The 23,886-nt window shown below is 67.0% G+C and carries 22 protein-coding genes; 7 read left to right on the top strand and 15 right to left on the bottom strand.

Features of this window, described 5'->3' with window-relative positions:
* Positions 1 to 102: 102 nt before the first annotated feature.
* The 9 genes from D5301_RS07865 to D5301_RS07825 all read right to left on the bottom strand — a co-directional run bounded on the left by D5301_RS07865 (position 103) and on the right by D5301_RS07825 (position 10,044).
* The gene (locus tag D5301_RS07865) at positions 103 to 375 is read right to left on the bottom strand and encodes a hypothetical protein (RefSeq protein ID WP_005409616.1); all 273 of its coding nucleotides are present in this window, start codon (positions 373 to 375) and stop codon (positions 103 to 105) included.
* Between the two features lie 199 nt (positions 376 to 574).
* Positions 575 to 2,611: an elongation factor G gene (gene fusA / locus D5301_RS07860; protein WP_153855300.1), complete on the bottom strand. Its 2,037-nt coding sequence runs from the start codon at positions 2,609 to 2,611 to the stop codon at positions 575 to 577.
* 416 nt (positions 2,612 to 3,027) lie between these two features.
* Complete coding sequence (locus D5301_RS07855) at positions 3,028 to 3,786, bottom strand: hypothetical protein (RefSeq protein ID WP_153855299.1); 759 nt, start codon at positions 3,784 to 3,786, stop codon at positions 3,028 to 3,030.
* Between the two features lie 103 nt (positions 3,787 to 3,889).
* Complete coding sequence (locus D5301_RS07850) at positions 3,890 to 4,513, bottom strand: hypothetical protein (RefSeq protein ID WP_153855298.1); 624 nt, start codon at positions 4,511 to 4,513, stop codon at positions 3,890 to 3,892.
* Between the two features lie 107 nt (positions 4,514 to 4,620).
* The gene (locus D5301_RS07845) at positions 4,621 to 5,382 is read right to left on the bottom strand and encodes a heme ABC transporter ATP-binding protein (protein ID WP_153855297.1); all 762 of its coding nucleotides are present in this window, start codon (positions 5,380 to 5,382) and stop codon (positions 4,621 to 4,623) included.
* On the bottom strand, positions 5,379 to 6,422 hold the full coding sequence (locus D5301_RS07840; RefSeq protein ID WP_153855296.1) for an iron ABC transporter permease: 1,044 nt from the start codon (positions 6,420 to 6,422) through the stop codon (positions 5,379 to 5,381). The genes D5301_RS07845 and D5301_RS07840 overlap by 4 nt, the downstream gene beginning before the upstream one ends.
* A complete protein-coding gene (locus D5301_RS07835; RefSeq protein ID WP_153855295.1) occupies positions 6,419 to 7,465 on the bottom strand; it encodes an ABC transporter substrate-binding protein in 1,047 nt (348 codons plus the stop codon). The genes D5301_RS07840 and D5301_RS07835 overlap by 4 nt, the downstream gene beginning before the upstream one ends.
* A 51-nt stretch (positions 7,466 to 7,516) precedes the next feature.
* Positions 7,517 to 8,893: a YncE family protein gene (locus tag D5301_RS07830; RefSeq protein ID WP_153855294.1), complete on the bottom strand. Its 1,377-nt coding sequence runs from the start codon at positions 8,891 to 8,893 to the stop codon at positions 7,517 to 7,519.
* Positions 8,894 to 9,015: 122 nt separating this feature from the next.
* The gene (locus D5301_RS07825) at positions 9,016 to 10,044 is read right to left on the bottom strand and encodes an alpha/beta hydrolase-fold protein (protein ID WP_153855293.1); all 1,029 of its coding nucleotides are present in this window, start codon (positions 10,042 to 10,044) and stop codon (positions 9,016 to 9,018) included.
* Positions 10,045 to 10,325: 281 nt separating this feature from the next.
* On the opposite strand from D5301_RS07825, the gene D5301_RS07820 reads away from it, so the two are divergent.
* Entirely contained in the window at positions 10,326 to 10,700 is a 375-nt protein-coding gene (locus tag D5301_RS07820; protein WP_153855606.1) for a hypothetical protein, read from the top strand.
* A 73-nt stretch (positions 10,701 to 10,773) separates the two neighbouring features.
* Here the strand turns inward: D5301_RS07820 and D5301_RS07815 are convergent, their stop codons facing one another.
* The 5 genes from D5301_RS07815 to D5301_RS07795 all read right to left on the bottom strand — a co-directional run bounded on the left by D5301_RS07815 (position 10,774) and on the right by D5301_RS07795 (position 17,949).
* Positions 10,774 to 11,163 carry a DUF805 domain-containing protein gene (locus D5301_RS07815; RefSeq protein ID WP_110712259.1) on the bottom strand — a complete coding sequence of 130 codons (390 nt, stop codon included), beginning with the start codon at positions 11,161 to 11,163 and terminating at the stop codon, positions 10,774 to 10,776.
* A gap of 189 nt (positions 11,164 to 11,352) precedes the next feature.
* Positions 11,353 to 12,630: a replication-associated recombination protein A gene (locus D5301_RS07810; protein WP_014037159.1), complete on the bottom strand. Its 1,278-nt coding sequence runs from the start codon at positions 12,628 to 12,630 to the stop codon at positions 11,353 to 11,355.
* A 225-nt stretch (positions 12,631 to 12,855) separates the two neighbouring features.
* Positions 12,856 to 13,494, bottom strand: a complete 639-nt coding sequence (lolA, locus tag D5301_RS07805; RefSeq protein ID WP_049432212.1) for an outer membrane lipoprotein chaperone LolA — start codon at positions 13,492 to 13,494, stop codon at positions 12,856 to 12,858.
* A 111-nt stretch (positions 13,495 to 13,605) separates the two neighbouring features.
* Positions 13,606 to 15,549: a DUF3857 domain-containing protein gene (locus D5301_RS07800; RefSeq protein ID WP_153855292.1), complete on the bottom strand. Its 1,944-nt coding sequence runs from the start codon at positions 15,547 to 15,549 to the stop codon at positions 13,606 to 13,608.
* A gap of 39 nt (positions 15,550 to 15,588) precedes the next feature.
* The gene (locus D5301_RS07795; protein WP_032127351.1) at positions 15,589 to 17,949 is read right to left on the bottom strand and encodes a DNA translocase FtsK; all 2,361 of its coding nucleotides are present in this window, start codon (positions 17,947 to 17,949) and stop codon (positions 15,589 to 15,591) included.
* 233 nt (positions 17,950 to 18,182) lie between these two features.
* On the opposite strand from D5301_RS07795, the gene trxB reads away from it, so the two are divergent.
* Both trxB and D5301_RS07785 read left to right on the top strand, forming a co-directional pair.
* On the top strand, positions 18,183 to 19,154 hold the full coding sequence (trxB, locus tag D5301_RS07790; RefSeq protein ID WP_153855291.1) for a thioredoxin-disulfide reductase: 972 nt from the start codon (positions 18,183 to 18,185) through the stop codon (positions 19,152 to 19,154).
* A gap of 101 nt (positions 19,155 to 19,255) precedes the next feature.
* A complete protein-coding gene (locus D5301_RS07785) occupies positions 19,256 to 20,380 on the top strand; it encodes a GNAT family N-acetyltransferase (RefSeq protein WP_153855290.1) in 1,125 nt (374 codons plus the stop codon).
* 123 nt (positions 20,381 to 20,503) lie between these two features.
* On the opposite strand, the gene D5301_RS07780 is transcribed toward D5301_RS07785, so the two are convergent.
* Entirely contained in the window at positions 20,504 to 21,772 is a 1,269-nt protein-coding gene (locus D5301_RS07780; RefSeq protein WP_153855289.1) for a hypothetical protein, read from the bottom strand.
* Between the two features lie 72 nt (positions 21,773 to 21,844).
* Between D5301_RS07780 and aat the strand changes: the two genes are divergently transcribed.
* From aat to D5301_RS07760, 4 genes are all read left to right on the top strand, one after another.
* Entirely contained in the window at positions 21,845 to 22,585 is a 741-nt protein-coding gene (gene aat, locus D5301_RS07775; protein WP_153855288.1) for a leucyl/phenylalanyl-tRNA--protein transferase, read from the top strand.
* Between the two features lie 86 nt (positions 22,586 to 22,671).
* Positions 22,672 to 22,890 carry a translation initiation factor IF-1 gene (gene infA / locus D5301_RS07770; protein WP_005409596.1) on the top strand — a complete coding sequence of 73 codons (219 nt, stop codon included), beginning with the start codon at positions 22,672 to 22,674 and terminating at the stop codon, positions 22,888 to 22,890.
* A gap of 171 nt (positions 22,891 to 23,061) precedes the next feature.
* A complete protein-coding gene (locus tag D5301_RS07765; RefSeq protein WP_110712254.1) occupies positions 23,062 to 23,334 on the top strand; it encodes a hypothetical protein in 273 nt (90 codons plus the stop codon).
* A 128-nt stretch (positions 23,335 to 23,462) separates the two neighbouring features.
* On the top strand, positions 23,463 to 23,846 hold the full coding sequence (locus tag D5301_RS07760) for a hypothetical protein (protein ID WP_153855287.1): 384 nt from the start codon (positions 23,463 to 23,465) through the stop codon (positions 23,844 to 23,846).
* Positions 23,847 to 23,886 lie beyond the last annotated feature (40 nt).

Below are 23,886 nucleotides of genomic sequence, written 5' to 3'. Positions count from 1 at the left end.
CCGTTCGATCATGCGCGCCTGCCATCCCGGGCGCGCCAGCGGGAACAACCTGAATCCCGCATTATCAACAAGCTCGATGACAACGGCCACCCCACCGACGGCCTATTTCAACTGCAGGGGGTAGCGCTGCCAGAGGACGTGGACCAGGAACCCGGCCAGCTCGGTGTCGCGCGCGCTCACCGCCGCGCGGATCTTGTCCAGCAGCACCATGTCCGAGCAGGAGCGCACATCGGCATGGTTGGCCTGCCCGGCCCGGCGGGCGCGGTAGCGCGCGGCGCGCTGCGCATCACTCATTGCGTACCCGAACTTGGGCGGACGACCGCGCTTTCGCGGCAGGGTCAGCTCCAGGGTTCCGGGGTCTTTGTCATCACGCATGAGAGGGGTGCGGGCGGCGGCGAGCAACGGGGGGTGCGCAATTTATCGTGAGGCATCACTTTAATCCAGCTTTTTCTGCAGTTTTGTTGCGATGCAATGCAAAAAACCGCACGCCACGAAGAATTCATCCACACCTTCCGTGGATGCGCGTTCCAGGCAACAAAAATGGGAGCCCGCGAACGGGCTCCCCTCACCTTCTTCATGCAGCGCGTACCGGCTCGTAGCCGTGCAGGTGCGCCTCACTGCTGGCCCGCCCCTGGCTGAGCGAACGCAGCGAGGTGGTGTAACCCACCAGCTGCGCCAGTGGTGCGAAACCACTGACCTCGGCACGACCGTCCTGGTCCTCGATGCGGGCAATACGGCCGTGGCGTCGATTGAGGTCGCCGACCACATCACCCACCGACGCTGACGGCGAATGCACCGTCACCGCCATCACCGGTTCCAGCAGCTGCGTGCCACCCTCGGCCAGCGCCGCCTTGATCGCCTCGGCGCCTGCGCGATGGAACGCCATCTCCGAGGAGTCCTTGGCATGGGTCTGGCCATCGACAAGACTGACCTCGATGCCGACCACCGGATGGCCCTGCGGACCTTCCGACAGCGCGGCACGCACGCCCTTCTCCACCGCCGCGATGAAGCTGCGCGGCACCACGCCACCGACGATGCGGTCGTTGAACACGACCTGGCCGTCCTCGCGCGGCGACACATCCAGCACCACGTGCGCGAACTGGCCCTGGCCACCGGTCTGCTTGACCAGTCGCCCGACGACGCCGTTCATCGCACGCATCGGCGTCTCCTGGTAGGCCACGCGCGGCGCACCCACGCCCACATCGACCTTCCATTCGCTGCGCAGGCGCTCGACCATCACCTCCAGGTGCAGCTCGCCCATGCCCCAGACCAGGGTCTCCGCCGTGTCGCGATCGGTTTCGACGCGGAACGACGGATCTTCCTGGGCCAGGCTGGCCAGACCCTGCGCCATCCGGATCAGGTCGGCCGCACGCGCCGGTTCCAACCGCCAGGCCAGCACCGGCATCTGGGCCTGGATGCTCTCCAGGCGCAACGGCTGCGCACGCCCACTCAGCGTTTCACCGCTGACCGCATCCTTCCAGCCCAGCACCGCCACGATATCGCCGGCCACGGCCTGCTCGATGTCGTGGGTCTGGTCGGCCTGCACTCGAACCAGGCGGCTGACACGCCGCCCCTGCGGATGCTGCGAACTGGCCACGGCATCGCCGACCTTCAACGTGCCCGAGTACAGCCGCACGAAGCTCAGCGCACCGTGCTGCTGGTGGGTGATCTTGAACAACAGACCGGCCAGCGGACCGTCCGGATCCGGCGGCAGCACCACCTCGCCGCTCTCGCTTTCGGCGGTCACGGCAGGGCGATCCAGCGGCGACGGCAGGTAATCGACCACCGCATCCAGCAGCGTCTCGATGCCCTTGTCCTTGAAGGCCGCACCGGCCAGTACCGGCACGCCCGCACCGGCCAGCGTCGCCCGGCGGATCGCCGCACGCAGCTGTTCGGCATCGATCGCGCGACCTTCCAGCCAGGCATCGGCCAGAAGTTCGTCGTGGTCGGCCACGGCCTCGACCAACGCATCGCGTCGCGACTGCCACGTTGCGCGCAGCGTGTTGTCCCAGGGCGTGATCGCGGTCGCAGCACCGTCCTGCCAGTGCAGTACGCGCTCATCGACCAGGTCGACCCAGCCGCCGAAGTCGCTTTCGCTGCCCAGCGGCACGCCCAGCGCCCACGGCCGCGCCTGCAGCTTGTCCTGCAGCTGCTCCAGCACGCGCTCGAACGAAGCGCCGACGCGGTCCATCTTGTTGACGAAGGCGATCAGCGGCACGCGGTGACGGCGCGCCTGGCGCCACACCGTCTCAGACTGCGGCTGCACGCCATCCACGGCCGAGAACACGGCCACGGCACCGTCAAGCACGCGCAGCGAACGCTCGACTTCAATGGCGAAGTCGATGTGGCCCGGGGTGTCGATCAGGGTCAGCCGATGCGGCGGCAGGTCGCGCGGCGCCCACTGCGCCTGTACGGCAGCAGCGCCGATGGTGATGCCACGTTCGCGTTCGATCGCCGAGAAATCAGTGGTCGCGTTGCCATCGTGCACTTCGCCGACGCGATGGATCTCGCCGCTTTTCCACAGCAGGCGTTCGGTCAACGTGGTCTTGCCGGCGTCGATGTGGGCAATGATGCCAAGGTTGCGACGGCGGGAAAGGACTTGGGTGTTCATGAGAAAGGTTCCTGCAAAGCCAACTCCAGGGGCCGCACACCCCGGTTGGCGACAGGGTGCGCGGCTAGCGTTCGGTCTCGGTGATCTGGTGCATGGCACGTTCTCCTTGCGGTACATCGGGTTACGGGAAATGGAACTGCGGAAACGAAAAGAGCGCCCCGGAGGGCGCTCTGTCGAAGGTCCAGCGATGGCCGCTTCAACGGCCTCGTGGGGCTCCAGGCAGACACGCCCGTTCCGCGCTTGCGCGGGTCAGGGTGAAAAACTTCAGGAGCGGCATCCGGTTCATGGGGCGCATTCTAGACCTGCCAATCTGGCGCGCAAGTGAATATTGCGCACATCAATGGAACGATGAGGCCGACGGGCATCGGGGTCGGATCCCTTTGCCACAGGCAAAGGGATCTGACCCCCGACTCAGCTCACTTGCACTCGTGCAGCTTGCGCGCCTCACCCACCGTCGCAGCCTGGTCGTCACCCATCGAGATCCAGCCCTTCAACGACATCGCCGGATCCGCATGTGGCAGCCGCGGCCCCTCATGGACAACCACCTCGGTCCAGCTGCCCACCGGCGCCAACTCGGACAGGCGTGCCGCCTGGTCGTCCTCAGTACTGAACATGTCGTCCGGACCGGCCGGCGGCGTGGTATTCACGGTTTCCGTCTTGCGGGTTCGTACCCGAAGCGCACCATCCGGGAGCCGCTGGGTGATGACGTCGTAGCGCTCGACGCCATACGCCCACCTGCTTTCGCCAACGCTGCGGGTCTCGCTACCGTCATCAGCCACGGCCACCACCTCGCCTGCCGGCCCGACGACGCCCGCGACAACCCCAGGGCCTGACATCAGTGCCTGATAGACGATCATCTGCCGCTGCTCGGAGGTCAACGCTCCGGCCTTGAGCTTGGCGGCAGGAATCTGCAGGTACGCCGCTTCACTGCACAGCACCAGCACCTGCTGGTCGTCCCAGCTCACCGACATTTCCTCGTTGGCGAAGTACTGCGTCTTCATCGACGTCACAGCGGCACCGTCGCTACTGGAATGCCGGGTCTCGATCAGCGAGGCGTTCTCGGCCGCGTGGGTCAGCGAAACTGGAGATGTCGACGCCGCATTGGTGGCAAATGCAGAGAAAAAGGCCGATGCGAACAGCAACGTCCGCGAAACACCTGAAGCGGAGGGCAACATTGAATCAGTCCATTGAATGTAACTGGCGCCGAATGATACAGCGTCCGGATGGCGCCACCCATCAGTCAGCGCATGCAGATCCACTTCATTGGAAACCTCCCGCTCAGCGGATGAACAGCGGCAGCGCCAGGATGCTGTCGCACGCCGGTGTGCAGCTGCGGAACTGCTCGGCGAGCACTTCGGCGCTCGGCGCGCCCGGCGCTGGTGTCGCCAGCCGGGTGTGGAAGGGATGGCGTTCCAGCAGCCAGGGCTGCGTCTGCTGCAACAGCCGTAACGACTCCGCTTCGCGATCGCGTACCGAGATCCAGGTCGGCCTTGAGTGCAGGCGGTCGAACAGTCCAGACACCACAACTTCACCGATGTAGGTCGTTTCGCCTGCGCGCACGTCGAAAGTCAGCGCTTCGTCTTCGGGCACCGCCCCGGCGTATCCATAACCGTGTTCGGTCAGGTAGCCGACATAGTGTCGCCCGGCCTTGGCGCGGACGGCGGCCAGACCGGCCCTGCAGCCGAACTCGAATTCACCGCGCAGGTCAGCCAACGGCGACGTCGACCGCGTGCCGCTGGCAAAGATCGTGATCAGCCTGATGTTGCTGGTGGCGCAGTTCACCGACATCACCACGTAGCCCTCGTCCGCGGCCAGTGGAACATCCGGTCGTGCCTTCAGCGTCGCGCACCCACCCAGCACCGTCGCGAGCGCTGCCGCGACCACCCACGAAATCCCTTTCATCGTGCTTGCCCCCTGGTTCCGGCGGAGCATACGGGATCCGCTGCCGCCGCGCCATCGAGGGGCCTGATGCCGCGGTCAGAAGCGCCCAGCGCGACGCCCTCACACAGTCACGTGACCACCACCAGTGGCACCCCACGCCTTGGGTGCTCCAGCACCACCACATCCTGCTGGTAGACACGCTGCAGGTTGTCTTCAGTCAGCACCTGCAACGGCGTGCCATCGGCTGCCACCCTGCCCTGCTCCAGCAGCACGATGCGGTCGGCATAGCCGGCGGCCAGATTCAGATCGTGCAGCACCACGATCACGCACGCACCGGCCTCGGCACAGGCGCGCACACTGCGCAGCGTGCGTTCCTGGTGACGCAGATCCAGCGCGGCCGTCGGCTCATCCAGCAACAGCAGCGGCGTGTCCTGCGCCAGCACCCTCGCGAACGTGGTGCGGGCGGACTCGCCACCGGAGAGCTGCTGCACCTCGCGCAGGCGCAGGGCCTGCAGTTCGGCGGCATCGATCGCAGCTTCCACCTGCGCGTCGTCCACACGCGGATCCGGCGGATGCGGCAACCGTCCCATCGCCACCACTTCCTCCACGCTGAAGGCGAAACGCACGCCATGCTCCTGTGGCATCACCGCGCGCTCGCGCGCCAGTGGTCCGGCCTTGTAGCTGGCCAGCGGCCGGCCCAGCAGACTGACTTCGCCCGCGTCAACGCGCAGGTCACCGGCGGCGACCGCCAACAACGTGGACTTGCCCGCGCCATTCGGGCCCACCAGCGCGGTGACCGTACCCGGTTCGAACGCCAGCGAGATGCCATGCAGGATCTCGCGCTGCTGGCGGCGCACCACCACCTCGTGCAGCTTCAACAGCCCGCTCATGGAGCGGCCTTGCGGCGCTGCTGCAGCACCAGCCAGAGGAAGAACGGTGCGCCCAGTGCGGCCGAGAACAGGCCCAGCGGAATCTCCGCCGGCGGATCCAATGTGCGCGCGGCGGTGTCGGCCACCACGATCAGCAGCGCACCGAGCAGCCCGGACAACGGCAGCAGCCAGCGATGACCAGGGCCGACCAGCAGGCGCGCCACGTGCGGCACCACCAGGCCGACGAAACTGATCGAACCGGCAAACGCCACCGCTGCGCCCACCAGCAGCGCACTGAACGCCACCAGGCGGCGACGCGTGCGGGTGACATCCAGCCCGAGGTGCTGTGCCTGGCGTTCGCCCAGCGCCAGCATGTCCAGCGGCGTGGCAAGCCGCTGCAACGCAAACACACCGATGGCAAACAACGGCACCACGGCCGCCACATCGGCCCAGTTGGCGCGCGCCAGCGAGCCCATCTGCCAGAACACCAGCGACTGCAGCTCGCTCTCGCTGGCGATATATGTAAGGAAACCGACCAACGCCGAGCAGAACGCGGCCATCGCGATACCGACCAGCAGCAGCGTGGCGTTGCCCGAGCCCTTGCCGGGCCGAGCCAATGCGTAGGTCAGGCCGATGGCCAGTGCGCCGCCAGCGAACGCGGCCACCGGCACCAGCCAGCCGGCAGCGCCCGCGGCGCCGAGAACAATGGCAGCGACCGCACCCAGTGCGGCGCCCTGGCTGACACCGACAATGCCAGGATCAGCCAGCGGATTGCCGAACAGGCCCTGCAGGCTGGCACCGGCCATCGCCAGCGATGCACCGACCATCGCGCCCAACAGGGCACGTGGAATACGCAGCTGCCAGACCACGGCGAGGTCGCGGCTGCTGACCGCCTGCGGATCGAGCAGGCCCAGCTTCACCGCCAGCGCCTGCATCACCTCCAGCGGCGGCAACCGCAACGGACCCACGGCGAACGAGGCCAGCACTGCCCCCAGCAGTGCCAGCAACGCCACCAGCAACATCGTCCGCCCGCGACGGCGGCGCCGATCCGCCGGACTCATGCCTTCGGCAACGCCGCCAGGGCCTTGGCCAGCGCCAGCGCGCCAGCACCGGAACCGACACTGGTGTACTTCAGCTGCACATCCGGCATCACCCAGACCCGATTGGCCTGCCCGGCCGGGGTCTGCTTCAGCGTCGGGTACGCCTTCCACAGGCCCTCGGCACCGCCGAACAACTGCAGATCGTGCTCGGTCACCAGAATCACCTCCGGTGCGGCAGCAACTACGCCCTCATTGCTGAGCTGCGAGTAGTTCTTCACACCCGCCTCGGTGCCGATGTTGACACCACCAGCCAGTGCGATCAGCTGCGCCGACGCACTGTCGGCACCCGCAACGGTGGGAGAGCCACCGGCGCCGGTGGCCGAGACGTGGATCACTCGTGGCGCATGACCCAACCCCTTGCCAATCGCTGCAGCCTCGTCGAGCTGACGCTGCACCTGTGTGGCAAGCGCCTGCCCTGCCTCGGCCAGCCCTAGTGCGGCGGCGACCTTGCGCACCTTGTCCGGCGCCGGCTGCAGGTCATCGATGACCACCGCCGGTTCGCCCACCTCACGCAGCTTCTTCGCCAGCTCAGTGTGGCGGCGCAGGCTGTTGCCGAGGAACAGCGAGCCCTGCAGGCTCAGCACGCCCTCCACGCCAGTGGTGCGATTGAACAGGAACTGGTGCGGGGCAGCCAGGCCGGCCTGGGTGCTGGTATTGGTCGGCGCGGCGAACACCTGCTTGTCCAGTCCCAGCGCCTCGATCACCGCGATCACGTCGTCACCACCGGCAATGATGCGGCTGGTATCGGCCACCTCGACGTCGGCGCCGTCATCGGAATGCACCTGGGCCGGCAGCACAGCCTTCTGATCGCGCACGGCCGGCATATCGGTGCCGGCCACGCGCTGCCAGCCAGCCGGCAACGCAACTTCGCCAGCCGCGGTTGCGGTGGCGGGTTCAACCGGCTTGCCGCTGTCCGAGGGCGTCGATGAACCGCCACAGGCAGCCAGTGCCAGCGAGACAGCCAACGGAAGCGCACAGAGGCGCAGACGGGACGCGATGTTCATGCTCGTTCTCCTTGCTGGCAGGGCGACGCGCACGCCGCCCTGCCGTGTGACTTACTGCTTCGGGGTGATGCGGGTGATGCGGTCACCCTTCGGGTCTTCGGCGCCACGCGACTTGTTCACCGCGAACACGTTGCCCTTGCCATCGGCGCGGACGTGGTTCGGCAGCGTGCCGCCGTCGAGGTTGGCGACCACCTTGCCTTCACCATTCACCACGGTGACCGTGCCAGCGCCACGGTTGCTGACGTAGGCCAGGCCGGAAGCATCATCGAAGGCGACGTTCAGCGCGCCGGCGCCGACCGGCACATCGTGCAGCACCTTGCCGGCGGCCACATCGACGATCAGCAGGTTGTCGGTGCCCTGCGAGGCCACGTACAGGCGGTTGCGCGCTGCGTCGAAGGCCACGCCCGAGGCGCTGATCGAATTGCCCAGGTCGATGACCTTCTCGACCTTGCCGCTGGCCACGTCGATCACCGCCGCTTCCGGGGTGCCGATGCTGACGGTGAACAGCTTGCCGGCCTTCTCGTCCAGCACCAGGCTCATCGGGGTGAACTTGCCGTCATCCACGCCGGATTCCAGCGTCACTGCCGGCAGCTCCTTGAAGGTCTTGGCATCGAACACCGACAGGTGGTCTTCACCCGTGGCCGAGGCGAACACCTTGCCGTGGGTGCCATCGACCACCACGTCGCGCGCGTGCGGCACGGCATCGACCGGGAACTGATGGACCAGCGACAGGTCCTTCTGGCTGTAGACCGCGATGGAGTTCTGGCGGGTGTTGGTGACCCAGACATTGCCGTTGGTGTCATCCACGCCGACGCCGTAGACCGCGTACACCGCACCATTGGTGCTGCCCGGCACCTGCGCCGGGGTGATCGCCTTGGTCACCTTCAGCGACTTCGGGTCCAGCTTCAACAGCTGCGACTGGGTCACCGGCGGGCGGCCCACGGCCGAGGTCACGAATACCGCGTTGCTGGCGGCGCTGTAGGCGGACTGGTACAGGCCCGGCACCAGCTTGTTGGACTGGGTGGCGAACTGCGCCTGGCCGGACAGCGGCAGCTGCGGCGAGACGCGCAGCTTCAGCACGGTGGCTGCAGCCGGCTGGCTGGCGCGCACCACCACCGGGTGGGTACCCGGCACCGCGTCGGCCGGAATGCTCAGCTGGGTCTTGAAGTTGCCATCGGCATCGACCACCAGCGGCTGCGTGTTGAGCACGCTGTCGCCACGCAGCAGGCTGACTTTCTGGCCCGGCACGAAACCGCGACCGACCACGTCGGCAATGCTGCCGGGAACCACGTTCTCACCGCGCGAGACGACCTCGCCCTTGAAGGTGGCGTTGGCCGGCTGATCGAACACCGGCTGTGCGGTGGCGGTCACGGCCAGCAACAGGCCAGCGGCGAGAGAAGTGAGACGGAAAGACGGACGGAACGACATGGAAGGCTCCTTGCACACGTAGGCCGCGCCACGTGACGCGGGATTCATCGGTTGCCTGGGCCGCTGCACATCGGCAGCCTCGCCTGGGTAGTGGGGTCGCATGCCTTGGCATGCGAAGGGATTCATTCGGCGGCGTTGTCACCACCGTTGGGCGCGCCGTCACCGGCGCTGCGGTCGGTCACGCCATACAGCTCGTGCAGCGCAGCGTGGAACGACGCGGGCAGCATCGGGCCATGGCCGAGGCCGGGGAACTCGCGGTACTGCACGCGCATGCCCGGCAGCTTGCCCAAGCGCTCGGACAGCTGCATGGCAGCATCCGGGGTGGCCCCACCGATACGACGCAGGTGCGCGACCACGCGTGGGTTGTTCATGTCGCGCTTGCCGCGATCGCCGACACGCTCGGCACCGCCCAGCATCAGCCAGAGCTTTGCCGGCTGGCCATGCACGTTCTGCACGAACTGCTGTTCCGGATCACCCAGCGCCGCGCCCTGGCTCCACCACAGCGACGGACTGGCCGCCAGATAGGACTGGAAGGCGGCGGGACGGGTGTACAGCGCATTGAGCACGAACAACCCACCCAGCGAGTGGCCCCACAGCGCTTGCTGCTGCGTATCAATGCGTGCGCGGCGCTCGACTTCCGGCTTGATGCGGCGTTCGATCACATCCAGGAACGCGGCAGCACCACCGCCGACCGCCTGGGTCGTGCCGCTCTCATCGTCGGCACGGTCGATCCATGCGGTGTAGTCGCGGGTGCGCGCCTTGGAATCGATGCGCAGGTCGTTGTCGTAACCGATCAGCACCAGTACCGGCGGCGCCTTGCGTGCCGCCAGCTCGGCCAGCAACGGCTGGTCCAGCACCATCGCCACCGCATTGCCATCCAGCGCGTACAACACCGGCAGCGGCGCCTTGCCGGCCTTGGCCGGGATCGCCACATTCACCCGCCAGCGGCGTTGCTGGTCAGGGCTGTCCACCACGAACTGCTCGAAGCGATAGCTCGCCGCCGGCTCGTCGAGCACGGTGTGGCCGATCTTCTGCAGCGGATTGCGCTGCTGGGCATGGGCGTACGGGGTGGCCAGGAGCAGACCCATCATCAAGGCGGCCAGGCCGCGGGCCAACCGGCCCCGGCGCGAAGGCAGGACGAAATGCTTCATCAGCGGCGGCAGAAGCGGCCCACGGCCGCCGGTTCACAAGGGACCGCAGTCTACCTCAAACGCGAATGATTATCACATCGATCGAACGTCACGCTGTGTATCACGCGCGCGATGACCTGGTTGCGCCGGGCCCGGCATTTCCCCTATTTTGCCGGCCACCGGGGCATTGGATCGCCCCGCTTACAGCGCAGCCAGGGAAGGCGGGCAGCCTGCCGCCGACCAGGCCGCGTTCATCCGCGCCATGACTGCCATGGGATTGGATCCCATGATTGCGAGAACCCTTGAAGCACACCGCACTGATCGCCCTTACCCTCGGCCTGCTCGCCCCACTGGCCGCGCACGCCGCGCAGGATCTACCGTCGCTCTACCAGGCCTTTGAAGAGGCCGGCAATTCGACGTTGAGCATGGACCAACTCAACCAGACGGTGACGTTCACCGCCGTGGCACTGGGTGTTTCCAGCAACCTGGCGGGCGAACCGCTGATCGAGGCCGGCGACGACCAGGGCAATGTCCTGGCCCGGCTGACCACAGACGACGAACAGCAGGCGGCCAAGCTGGGCGCACTGGAAGAAGGCGCGACCTTCACCGCCAGCTGCACGTTGCAGTTCAGCTCGGGCACGGACTACCTGTCCTTCGGCGATTGCGCCATCAAGTAAAGACGAAGCCGGCGAGACGCCGGCTTCTTTTCTTTGCCTCTGTAGAGTCGAGCCATGCTCGACTCCCGCAGCCTCACGGCCCCGCGGGCACCGGACCGTACACGTTCTCCTGCGGCGTGCCCGGCAGCAGCGAGAAGATCATGATCACAATGCCACCGCCCGGCACCAGCGCCAGCAGGAACAGCCAGCCCGACTGATTGCAGTCATGCAGGCGGCGTACGGTCACGGCAATCAGCGGCACGATCGTGGCCAGCCACATCACGCCCAGCAGTACCACCATGCCGATCAGAATGCCGGCCAGCGCATCGGGGCTGTTGCGCAGGAGGATCGCCAGCACACCGGCGAGCAGCATCACCGCGGCTGCGACCAGGAACAGGAACAGCTGGTACATCCAGTACTCGCGGCGGTTGGCGCGGCCCTCGAACTGGGCGTAGCGCTTCAACGGCAGAATCATTTCCTGCACGGCATCGATCCTTGAAAGAGAAGCCGCGGAGTGTGCCAAATGCAGGCGCACAGGACAATGTGGCGACGAACCATGCTCGACTGCCATTGCCCCCTGTAGAGCCGAGCCATGCTCGGCTGCTGCTCCAGAAGGCACCCGTAACCCGCGCAAGAGCGAAGTCGAGCATGGCTCGACTCTGCAAGAGCTGGGTCAGCGGCCCTTTGCCGCCCTTGCCGCCTCGCGCTCGGCGCGTAGCCGATCCAGCTTTTCCTTCAGCTTGATTTCCAGGCCGCGTGGCACCGGGTTGTAATACACGCGCTCGCCCATCGCATCCGGGAAACCGGTCTGGTCCAGTGCGATGCCGCCTTCGGCGTCGTGGTCGTACTGGTACTCGGCGCCGTAGCCCAGCTCCTTCATCAGCTTGGTCGGCGCATTGCGCAGGTGCAGCGGCACCTCTTCGGTACCACTCTCGCGCACGTCGGCCTTGGCCTGGTTGAAGGCGGCATAGCCGGCATTCGACTTCGCCGTACTGGCCAGGTACAGCACCAACTGAGCGAACGCGAGTTCGCCTTCCGGACTGCCCAGCCGCTCGTAGATGTCCCAGGCCTCCAGCGCCATGCTCTGCGCACGCGGATCGGCCAGGCCGATGTCCTCGATCGCCATGCGAGTCAGCCGGCGCGCCAGGTAGGACGGATCGCAGCCGCCATCGAGCATGCGGGTCAGCCAGTACAGCGCGGCATCCGGGTTGGAACTGCGTACCGACTTGTGCAGCGCCGAGATCTGGTCGTAGAACTGCTCGCCGCCCTTGTCGAAGCGACGGGTGCGGTCGGCCAGCACCTGGGTCAGGGTCTGCGGGGTGATGCGACCACCCTCCCCGCCCGCCAGCTCGGCAGCGATTTCCAACAGGGTCAGCGCACGGCGCACGTCGCCGTCGGCGGCGGTCGCGATTTCCAGCAGCAGTTCGGGGGCGACCTCGATGCCCTCCTCGCCCAGGCCGCGCTCGCGGTCACCCAGCGCACGCTCCAGCGCCTCAACGATGTCTGTGGGCGAAACGCCCTCCAGCACATGCACGCGGCAGCGCGACAGCAGTGCGGAATTCAGTTCGAAGGACGGGTTCTCGGTGGTGGCGCCGACGAACAGGATGGTGCCGCGCTCGATGTGCGGCAGGAACGCATCCTGCTGCGCCTTGTTGAAGCGATGCACCTCATCCACGAACAGCACGGTGCGGCGGCCTTCGGCGAACCGTTGCGCCGCCTCGGCCAGCACCTGGCGCACTTCCGGCAGGCCGGACAGCACGGCGGAGATCGCACGGAACTCGGCGTCGGAATATTCGGCCAGCAGCAGTGCCAGCGTGGTCTTGCCGCAGCCCGGCGGCCCCCACAGGATCATCGAATGCACGCGACCGGACTCGACCGCGCGGCGCAGCGCGCTGTCCGGCGCCAGCAGGCGCTTCTGCCCGACCATCTCGTCGAGGGTGCGTGGGCGCATGCGCTCGGCCAGCGGGCGCAGATGTTCCCGATCAACGCTCAGCAGATCGGGGCCGGGGAAGGAAGTTGAACGATGTCTTGCCACCCGCTCATTGTACCGCGAGAGCGTGCCCACCAAGGTTGGCAGCCACCACGGCGGCCGGGCCATGATCGGTAGTGCCGGCCGCTGGCCGGCAGCCCAAAAGCGTGTCAACCAAGGTTGACACCCACCAAGGCACAGGCCGGATCAGTTACCGATGACGTCGGTGCCCTTCGGCGGGGTAAAGCTGAAGGTGCCGGCAGCAAAGCCCGGGTTGCGCTTCCAGCCGCTGAAGCTGATCACGGTGCGCTGGCCGACGGCGTCGGTGATCTCCATCTTGGCCAGGCCCTGGGCGTTGAAGCCCAGCGCGGCGTACTGGAAGCTGGCTTCGGTCTCACGCTTCGGCGACAGCGACAGCCACTGCAGGCCATCGCGCTGCGCGGCCTCTTCGCTGACGTCGTACTGCTGCTCCAGCAGCGCCGGGTTGATCAGCGCGGTCAGTGGGCTGTTCTGCTCTTCCTTGCCCTGCTCGCGAACAGTGGCCTGCTCCAGGTCCGGCTCGTACATCCAGACCTTCTTGCCGTCGGCCACGATCAGCTGCTCGTGCGGGCGCACGTACTCCCAGCGGAACAGGCGCGGCGCGGACAAGGCCACGCGGCCGCTGGTCGATTCCTTCACTTTGCCGCGGCTGTCGAACACCTGCTGGTTGAACTGGCCATCCAGGCCCTTCAGGCCACTGGTGAAGGTCTTCAGGTCATCGCGGGCGCCAGCCCAGGCGCTGCCGGCGGCGGCGCAGGCCACGGCCAGGGTGGTGGTGGCAAGGAAACGGCGGAAGCGGAAGTTCATGCGGGAATCCTGTGGGCGCGCGCGCCAGGAAAGGTGATTGCCAGTGTGCCCGGACAAAGATGAATGGGCGATCAGGGCGACATTATGCCGCCCCGAACGTCCATCGGCGATTCAGCCACCCGAGCCGGGCAGCTTGCCGTACAGCACCTGCCCACGGAAGCCGCGCCGCACTTCGCGGTACAGCGCGCGGAACGCCGGATAGTCCTGCGGCTGGCACAGCGCCTCTGGTCCACGCACCGCGTTCTGCTGCAACCGGTGATGCACGATCACGTCCTGGCCCTCGCGGCTCCAGTCCACCCGGTACTCGCCGGCGGCGTTGGCAAAACGCTGACTGGCCGGGATGGCGATGATCGGCGCATTGGCCGGGAACTGCAGGCGATAGGTTTCCTCGCGCAGGCTGGCATTGCAGTAGAACGGCGTCTCGTTGGCCGGCGCCGAGGCGGTGGCGTACAGGCCACGCACCGATTCGCCACCCGGCGGGTCCGGTACGGCCATGCCGCCGGCCACGCTGAAGTCGGCGTAGTCCTCGGCCTGGAAGGCCATGCGATAGCCGAACGGCCGGGTCAGGTCGACCGGCACGCCCTGGATCTGCAGCTGCCCTCGCCCATCGAAACCGGACGCGGCCATGATCTGCTCTTCAGCGCGCGCACGGTTCTGTGCGTTGAGCTGGGAGAACTGGGCGCGCATGCCGATCTCGGCGTTCTCGCCCAGCTTCGGAATGGTCTCGCCGCGCAGGTTGCCGTTGGCGTCGAAGGTGAAGCGCACTTCCATGGACGTGGCATTGCGCTGCGGCGTATTGGCCGGGGTGCGTGCCAGCGTGGCGTCGCGTGTACGCATCACCGGCGCACCGAGGTCGCCTTCCGGCAGCTGGCCGAAGCGCGCCCAGGCCGTGGTCGAATCCAGGTACAGATCGAACTCGGGAATGTAGGTGATGGCGTGGTTGAAGCGACCCAGCACCGGAATCTTCGGCAGTGTCGGGCCGCCACCGGCACCGATCAGCACCGGTGAGCTGGCGATGCCCTTGGCCGCCAGCAGCGCCTCCAGGATCGTCACATGGTCCTTGCAGTCACCGTAGTGGTTGTCGAGGATGCTCTGCGCGCTGTTGGGCTCCAGGCCGCCATTGCCCAGGTACACGGCCACGTAGCGGATGTTCTGCGCCACCCAGCGGTACAGCGCATCGGCCTGCTCGCGACGGTCGCTGATGCCAGCGGTGATCTCATCGGCCAGCGCCCGCAGTTCCGGCGTGACCTGCGCGGCCGGGCCGGCCTTGAGCTGGTAGGCGCGACCCATCTGCGACCAGTCACGATAGGTGCTGGCCATGATGTTCGGGCCGAACTCCCAGCCTGCCGCCGACCAGTTCTGCGCCGGCATGGCTTCGCGACGCTGGTAGCGCCAGCGCCACTGTGCCTGGCCGTTCTTCACCGTCGGGCGATCACTGCCCTGCACGCCGCGGCTGTCGACAAACATCGGCAGGTTGGCCGGCGCACTCAGGGTGACCTCGGCGTCCTCGTACTCGGTGAAGACATTGAAGGTCTCCCACAGGCCGAAGTAGCCCGGGAAGTACGGCGTGGCCTGGGTGCGGCGCACCTGGTAGTACAGGCGCGTGCCCGGCGCCAGGTTCGGGAATACGATCACCCGCACCTTGCGGTCGGCATACATCGCCGCCGAGGCGCTGGAATAACTCTCCTGGGTGTAGATGCGGTCGGCCGGCACGTCGCGGCGCTGGCCGTCGGCGGTGATCGTGTAAGCGCCGAGCACGTCCAGCGTCTCCATCTTCTCGCTGTAGCTCAGCCGCACCTGGCTGAACTGCTCGACGGAGGCCTTGGTCTTGAGCAGGACTTCGTAGGTTTCGGTCTGCACATTGCCCGCATCCGGCCGCACCTGGTAGTCGGCGCGGTAACGGACAATGCTGAAATTATTGCTGGCTTCGGTATCGCCGCTGGTGGAAGGCGGCGCCGTGGCGGGCGCGGAGGTGGCGGTGTCTGCCAGTGCCGGGCCGGCAGCCATCAGGGCTGCCAGCGCCAGTGCCAGCGCGCTTGGTACGGGGTGAAGCATGCGTCGGTTCCTTGGACGTCGTGGGGGATACGTCGGGTCTTACTTCGGCGGCGGCGGTGCCAGCACCGTGCGGTCGCCGTTGTGCTCGGGCGGACTGACCACGCCGGCCGCTTCCATGGCCTCGATCAGTCGCGCTGCACGGTTGTAGCCGATCTTCAGCCGGCGCTGAACGCCGGAAATCGAGGCACGGCGGGTCTCGGTGACCACCCGCAGCGCTTCGTCATACAACGGGTCGGACTCATCGCCGGCAGAGCTGTTCTCGGGCAGGCCAGTGGCACCGACGACCACGCCGTCGCCCATCGTCTGCACTTCGTCCAGCACGCCGTCGACATAATCGGCCGGGCCCATCGCCTTGAGGTGTTCGACCACGCGGTGCACTTCCTCGTCGGAGACGAAGGCGCCGTGCACGCGCTCGGGCATGGCGGTGCCCGGCGGCAGATACAGCATGTCGCCGTGGCCGAGCAGGGTTTCCGCGCCGGACTGGTCGAGGATGGTGCGCGAGTCGATCTTGGAGCTGACCTGGAAGGCGATGCGGGTCGGGATGTTGGCCTTGATCAGGCCGGTGATCACGTCCACCGACGGGCGCTGCGTGGCCAGGATCAGGTGGATGCCGGCCGCACGCGCCTTCTGTGCCAGGCGCGCGATCAGCTCTTCCACCTTCTTGCCGACGATCATCATCATGTCGGCGAATTCGTCGATGAAGATGACGATGAACGGCAGCGTCTCCAGCGGACGCGGCGCCTCGCCCAGTTCCGGGTTCGGCTTGAACAGCGGGTCCATCAGCGGCTGGCCGGCGTCCTGGGCTTCCTTCACCTTCTTGTTGAAGCCGGCCAGGTTGCGCACGCCCACCGCGCTCATCAGCTTGTAGCGGCGCTCCATCTCGGCCACGCACCAGCGCAGGCCGTTGGCGGCCTCCTTCATGTCGGTGACCACCGGCGCCAGCAGGTGCGGGATGCCCTGGTAGACGCTCAGTTCGAGCATCTTCGGGTCGATCATCAGCATCCGCAGGTCTTTCGGCGAGGCCTTGAACAGCAGGCTCAGCACCATCGCGTTGACCGCCACCGACTTGCCCGAACCGGTTGTACCGGCCACCAGCAGGTGCGGCATGCGCGCCAGATCGGCCACGGTCGAGCGGCCAGCGATGTCCTTGCCCAGCGCCAGGGTCAGCACGCTGGCCGATTTGTCGTACTCCTTCGAACGCAGCAGCTCGGAGAGGTAGATCATCTCGCGGGTGACGTTGGGGATTTCCAGGCCGATCACCGACTTGCCCGGAATCACGTCGACCACGCGCACCGACTTCACCGACAGGCCGCGCGCGATGTCCTTGTCCAGCGAACTGATCTGGCTGACCTTGATGCCCGGCGCAGGCTCGATCTCGAAGCGGGTGATGACCGGGCCGGGGTTGGCGCCGACCACCTGGGCGTCGATGCGGAAGTCCTTCAGCTTGAACTCGATCTGCCGCGACAGCGCGTCCAGGGTTTCCTTGTCGTAGCCCACCGGCTGCGGCTTGGGGTCGTCCAGCAGGGCCAGCGGCGGCAGGTCCGATCCGTCGCCGTTGACGCCCCGGAACATCGGGATCTGCGTGTCGCGCTTGGCCCGGTCACTCTTCTCGATCACCGGCTCCGGGCGTGGCTCGATCTTCACCGGCTCGCGCTTGGCGCGCACCTCGGCATCAGCCTTGCGTACCTCCTGGCGTTCCTCGCGCATCACCCGGGTCTGCTGCCACTCGGTGACTTCTTCCTTCTTGCGTGCCAGCAACGGCGCCAGCGACATCACGCCGCGGCCGATCTTCTCCATCACCGTGAACCAGGACAGCCCGGTGGCGAGGGTGATCGAGGCCAGCAGCAGCACCAGCACGAACAGGTTCGCGCCCAGCGCACCGAAGCCCACCGTGAGCGAATTGCCGACCAGCTTGCCGAGGATGCCGCCGGCACTGGAGACATCGCCACTGAACAGGCGCACATGCAGGAAGCCGGTGCCGGCGATCAGGAAACCGACCAGGCCAACCAGGCGCAGCGCTGGGTCCAGATCGTTCTCGCCCTTGCTCTCGCGCTTGAGACCGAACATGGCGATCCACGCCAGCGCGCCCAGCACCACCGGCAACAGGAAGGCGATGTAGCCGAACAGCTGCAGCAGCACGTCGGCGATCCAGGCGCCAGCGCGGCCGCCGAGGTTGTGCACCGGCGCGACCACGCTGCCGGTGTGCGACCAGCCCGGGTCGGTCGCTGAATAGGTGAACAGACTGGCCGCCAGGTACAGCAGCGCCGGCGCGATGGCGATCAGGCCAAGGTCGCGCCAGAGGCGTTGGCGGCGTGGATTGTCGGTCGTCGCCGCCGCGGCCGTGCGACGTGACGCCTTGCTGTCGTCGGACTTGGAGCGTTCGGGGACCTGCTTCGCCACCTTAGACCATACCTTTGGAATGCGCTGTTAGTGATTGATAATAAATGAGACGGCGTCAGTTTTCAGTTATGCGACGTCCGACGGGGCAATCAGAGGGCCGGAACCACTGCTGGATGACGGCGTTCTGTTCATCGGCTTGAATCGCCCTGCCCCAGCCGCCACTCTATGACCAGCCACGGATGCTGCGCAAACATCGCCAGCGCCTTGTCCCATCTACCTTTTCGCGAGTCTACATGAGCACCAGCCTGCCCTCCCGCCACCAGCGCCTCGTCATCCTCGGTTCCGGCCCGGCCGGTTGGACCGCCGCCGTCTACGCCGCCCGCGCCAACCTGAAGCCGGTCGTCATCACCGGCCTGCAGCAGGGCGGCCAGCTGATGACCACCACCGAGGTGGACAACTGGCCGGGCGACGCCCACGGCCTGATGGGCCCGGACCTGATGGCGCGCATGCAGGCCCATGCCGAGCGCTTCGAGACCGAGGTCATCTTCGACCACATCCACACCGCCGATGTGTCGCAGCGCCCGTTCAAGCTGATCGGCGACAGCCACGAGTACACCTGCGATGCCCTGATCATCGCCACCGGCGCCACCGCCAAGTACCTGGGCATCCCGACCGAGGACGAGTTCAAGGGCCGCGGCGTGTCTGCCTGCGCCACCTGTGACGGCTTCTTCTACCGCGACCAGGACGTGGTCGTGGTCGGCGGCGGCAACACCGCCGTGGAAGAGACGCTGTACCTGTCCAACATCGCCCGCAAGGTCTACCTGGTCCACCGCCGCGACACGCTGAAGGCGGAAAAGATCATGCAGGACAAGCTGTTCAAGAAGGTGGCCGAAGGCAAGATCGAGACCGTCTGGCACCACCAGGTGGAAGAAGTGCTGGGCAATGATGCCGGCGTGACCGGCGTGCGCGTGAAGTCCACCCTGGACGGCAGCACCCGCGACATCGACGCCCACGGCTTCTTCGTGGCCATCGGCCACCACCCGAACACCACCCTGTTCGACGGCCAGCTGGCGATGAACAACGGCTACCTGGAAATCCGCTCGGGCCTGGGCGGCAACGCCACCCAGACCTCGGTGGAAGGCGTGTTCGCCGCCGGCGACGTGGCCGACCAGCACTACCGCCAGGCGATCACCTCGGCCGGTTTCGGCTGCATGGCCGCACTGGACGCCGAGCGCTACCTGGACGCGCAGGGCAAGGCCAGCTGAGTCGCTGACCGTACCGTGCAGCGTCGAGCCATGCTCGACCCAGGCAAAAGGCCGACGCCAACGCGTCGGCCTTTCTGTTTCATCTGCCCTATCCTTCGCCCATGCCTTACCCCCGCTTCCTCGACTCCCTGCAGTCCATTGCCGCCACCGACTGGGACGCCCTGCACGACGGCCGCAACCCCTTCGTCAGCCACGCCTTCCTCTCGGGCCTGGAACAGCATGGCTGCCTGCGCGAGGACTGGGGCTGGCAGCCCCGGCACTTCACATTGTGGGAGGGCAACACGCTGGCCGGCGCCATTCCGGGCTACCTGAAGACCAACTCGCACGGCGAGTTCGTGTTCGACCACGCCTGGGCCAACGCCTATGCCCGCCACGGCCGCGACTACTACCCGAAATGGCTGGGCGCGGTGCCGTACTCCCCGGTCACCGGCCCGCGCCTGCTGGCCCGTCATGATTCAGAGCGCGCCGCATTGCTGTCGGCGTTGCGTGACGCATTGCCGGCACTGGGCGTGTCGTCGGCCCACATCAACTTCCATACCGCCGGCGACGAGGCGCTGTTCGCCGATGACTGGCTGCTGCGCGAGGATGTGCAGTTCCAGTGGCAGAACCCGGGCGACTGGTCCACGTTCGAACAGTTCGTCGGCGCGATGGACCACAAGCACCGCAAGAACATCCGCCAGGAACGGGCCAAGGTCACCCGCCAGGGCATCACCTTCCGCGTAGTACATGGCGACGAGGCCAGCCGCGCCGACCTGCAGGCGATGTACCGCTTCTATCTGCAGACCTTCCTCGAGTACGGCAATGCCCCAGCGCTGACCGAGACCTTCCTGCGCCATCTGGCGATAACCCTGGGGCGCGGGCTGGTGCTGTTCCTGGCCGAACAGGACGGCGAGCCGATTGCCGGCGCCCTCTGCCTGCGCGGCGGCGACACGCTGTACGGCCGCTACTGGGGCGGCGCCACCCTGCCCGGCCTGCACTTCGAAGCCTGCTACTACCAGGGTATCGAGTACTGCCTGCGCGAAGGACTGAGCCGATTCGAACCCGGCGCACAGGGCGAGCACAAGCTTGCACGCGGCTTCCTGCCCACATTGGTGCGCAGCCGGCACTGGGTGGCCGACATGGAATTCGCAGAAGCGCTGCTGGACTGGTGCCGGCAGGAGCGGCGCGATGTGCGGCGCTACCAGCAGGCATTGCAGGGGCATGGGCCGTTCCGCGTAGAGCCTTAGAGTCGAGCTTGCTCGACTGGCGCGGTGCCGAAAAGCGTGCCAACCAAGGTTGGCACCTACCAGGGCAATGAGGCGTGCCAACCAAGGCTGGCACCTACGAGGGCGATGGCGAGGGCGCTGTGCTCAGGTGCACTGCCAGAAGTGCCCGCTCACCCGGCACTTCGCACACCAGAACGTGTAGAGCATGCCGCCACTGCCCCAGAGCAGCGCGCCTCCACCGGTGGTCGGCAGTGTCGAATCCAGCTGCATCACGAACGGCATCTCCTCGCCGCAATCGATGCACGCCGGGTACCACGCACTCTGCACCCAGCTTGGTGCGCCACCCACACGCGACAGGTTCTGCCGATGATTGGACTGGCCCCAGTCCTGTTGCTGCCAGCGCGCGCTTTCGAGCGCCACCAGGCCCACCTCGGCCCGCATCAGGTCGCCACTGTCGGTGGGCGTATTCGGCACCTCGCGGTGCTGGCTGGGATGGCAGACGGGCAGACCGTCGGCATCGTGGCGATAGAAACGCACGGGCGGGTCTTCCCAGCCGCAGCAGTCCAGGCACAGCCCCAGCGTGATCTCGCCCGACGCGCCCGGCTGCAGCGCGGCAGCATCGGTCCGCAGCAGGCGCTGCAGCGGCGCATGGCAGTTGCCACACAGCGCTTCCAGTGGTCCTCCCATGTGCCCGGCGTAATGCACCTGCCCACCATTCCAGGTCGGGTGCAGGCGCCAGATGCGCCTGCGCCAGCTCGGCTCGTCCGCCTGCTGCGCGCGATGCTGTTCGCGGCCGAAGCGGAAGTGCAATGGCCGCTCGCCATGCAGGCGACGCGGCTGCGGACCTTCGGCGACGCCGGCCCAGTGCGCCCAGACCTCGGCATCCAACCGCCCCCAGTCGACCAGGTAGCCGCGAGCAATGGCGTAGGTCTCGGGCTGGGCGGCGAGCAGCAGCGCCCTGGCCCGCGCCATTTCGCGATCATCATCGGCTTCGGCCAGGATCTGCGCCCAATGCGCGGCCGTCGCGCTGGGCAGGCCCTGCCAGACCTGCGCGGCCAACTGCACCTCATCCTCACTGGCGACCGCCAGCAATGCCTCCCAATCGTCCTGCAGCACCTGCGGCGCCTGATAGCTGGCGAACTCCATCACGCTCGTCAACACGTCACCGCGCTCGCCTGCGCGATAGCGGCGCCACGCGTCGGTCGCGATCGCGGGCACCGCGCCATCCGGCAGCAGGTCCAGCGCCATGTCGAGGAAGGCCGAGCTCGGCGAAGGCCGCGCCAGCGCCTGCAGCATCAACTCTCCCAGCCGACGCGGCTGTTCAGTGGCCAGCGACAGCAGCATGCCTTGGCTGTCGTTGCGCGTGCGCGGGGCGTCATGCAGGTCGAGGATGGCGCTGATCGAGTCACTCATTCGGAGGCTCCTTGCCGGTGAACAGTGATGGTGCCAGACATCACGAATCACCACGACGAATACAATGGCCCCATGACCCGCCAGCTGCCCTGGCGCCTGGCCGACGCGCCGGACGCCCCCTTCCCGCCGGCCGAGACCGCCCTGCGCCAGCCCGATGGCCTGCTTGCGGTGGGCGGCGACCTGCATCCGGTGCGCCTGCTCAACGCCTATGCCGGCGGCATCTTCCCGTGGTTCAGCGAGGGCGAGCCGATCCTGTGGTGGTCGCCGGACCCACGCATGGTGTTCCGCACCGATGGCGTGCACCTGTCCAGCCGCTTCCGCCGCCAGTTGCGCAGCAGCACGTGGGAGGTCACCGCCGACACCGCCTTCAGTCGTGTGATGCGCGCCTGCGCCGCGGCGCCGCGGCCCGGCCAGGACGGCACGTGGATCAGCCCGGCGATGGTCGAGGCCTACAGCCAACTGCACGACCTTGGCTTCGCCCATTCCCTCGAAGTCTGGGATCGGCAGACATTGGTCGGCGGCATCTACGGCGTCGCGATCGGCGCCATGTTCTTCGGCGAGAGCATGTTCAGTGGCGCCAGTGGCGGCTCCAAGATCGCCCTGGCCGCGCTGGCAGCCACCCTGCGTGGCTGGGGCTGGGAACTGATCGATGCCCAGGTGGAGAATCCGCACCTGCTGCGGATGGGCGCCGAGCACCTGCCGCGCGCGGACTTTCTGGAGCACGTCCGTCAGGCCGTACACCGTGACGGCCGTGAAGGTCCCTGGACCCAGGCGGTAGGACGCTTGCCAGCACGGCGTTTGGCCGGGGGTTAACACAAACTTTGCAAGCCGGGCCCATCACGCGTAAAATACCGCGCCTTAGGCCCAGCGTGGCCGTTTTCTGAACCGCACAGGACTACATGTCGAAAGACGATTCCATCGAGTTCGAGGGCACCGTCAGCGAGACGCTGCCGAACACCACTTTCCGCGTTCGTCTGGAAAATGGGCACGAAATCATCGCCCACATCTCCGGCCGCATGCGCAAGAACTACATCCGCATCCTCACCGGTGACCGGGTCAAGGTTGAAATGACCCCGTACGACCTGACCAAGGGTCGTATCACCTACCGCATGAAGTAAGCGGTCGGCGCCTGGCGCCACTTCGACAGGGCCGGCCTTGCTGCTGGCCCTTTGTCGTGCGCGGAAGAAAATTCCAGGCTTCACCCGCAACGCATATTCGTCGTTGTCTGAAATCCAGCGTCGCGCCGGATGGCTAGACTCAACACGTTCTTCACACTGGGCGTTGCGCGCATGACCTATCTGATCGTACTGGACCCGCAGTCCGTCACCAGCCGCTGCTATGCCAGCAAGGGACCGGATGGCACCTGGTTCGGTCAACCCTGCCTGGTCTGCACCAGCATGGACGCATCGCACCCGCTGTACCTGGCCGTGCAGCGTGAGATCCCGCATCTGGGTGGCACCCTCAAGCAACGCCTGCACATTCCGCACGAGGCGGTCGCTTTCGTCATCGAGGATGGCGGCGACCAGGGGCGACAGCAGGGATTCCGTTCGATCGCGGCCTGACGCCGCCAAAGGTCATCGTGACCGAACTCACCGTGGCGTCGGTCAGCCCCGCTTGAGGCAGATTCGCATTTGCAGCGACAGCGGCATCGTGGGATCCGATCCAGTCCGGATCGCCACCCCACCCGATCATGAACGCCCTGCTCCCGCACGTCCTGCTGCCGGCAGTTCTGCTGGTCAGCCTCCCCCTGTCGGCGCCCGCCGCCGAACCCGCCAGACCCTCCACCGCGGCCGAGTGCATCGCCCTCGGCACCAGCCGCGACATCCGCCCCTCCAGCACGGAACGCGAAGTGCTGCTGCGCGACGGCAACAACCACTATCGGGTCCACCTGCAGAAGCGCTGCCTCGGCGCCGCCGCCTCGGCCAGGTACGTCTTCTTTACACCCGGCACGCCCGAGCAGATCTGTGGCGATGCTCGCAGCACGCTGCAGACCGACAGCAACCACTGCACCGCGACCCGGATCGAACCGGTCGATGCGGCAACCTTCAAGCGCCTGGCCCAGCAGGGACGTTGAAGGGCGGATACGCAACAAGGGCGGCCGAAGCCGCCCTTGT

This window comes from Stenotrophomonas sp. MH181796, assembly GCF_009659995.1.
GTDB lineage: Bacteria > Pseudomonadota > Gammaproteobacteria > Xanthomonadales > Xanthomonadaceae > Stenotrophomonas > Stenotrophomonas riyadhensis.
The sequence above is the reverse complement of the archived record's forward strand: the minus strand, read 5'-3'. Positions and strand labels throughout refer to the sequence as shown.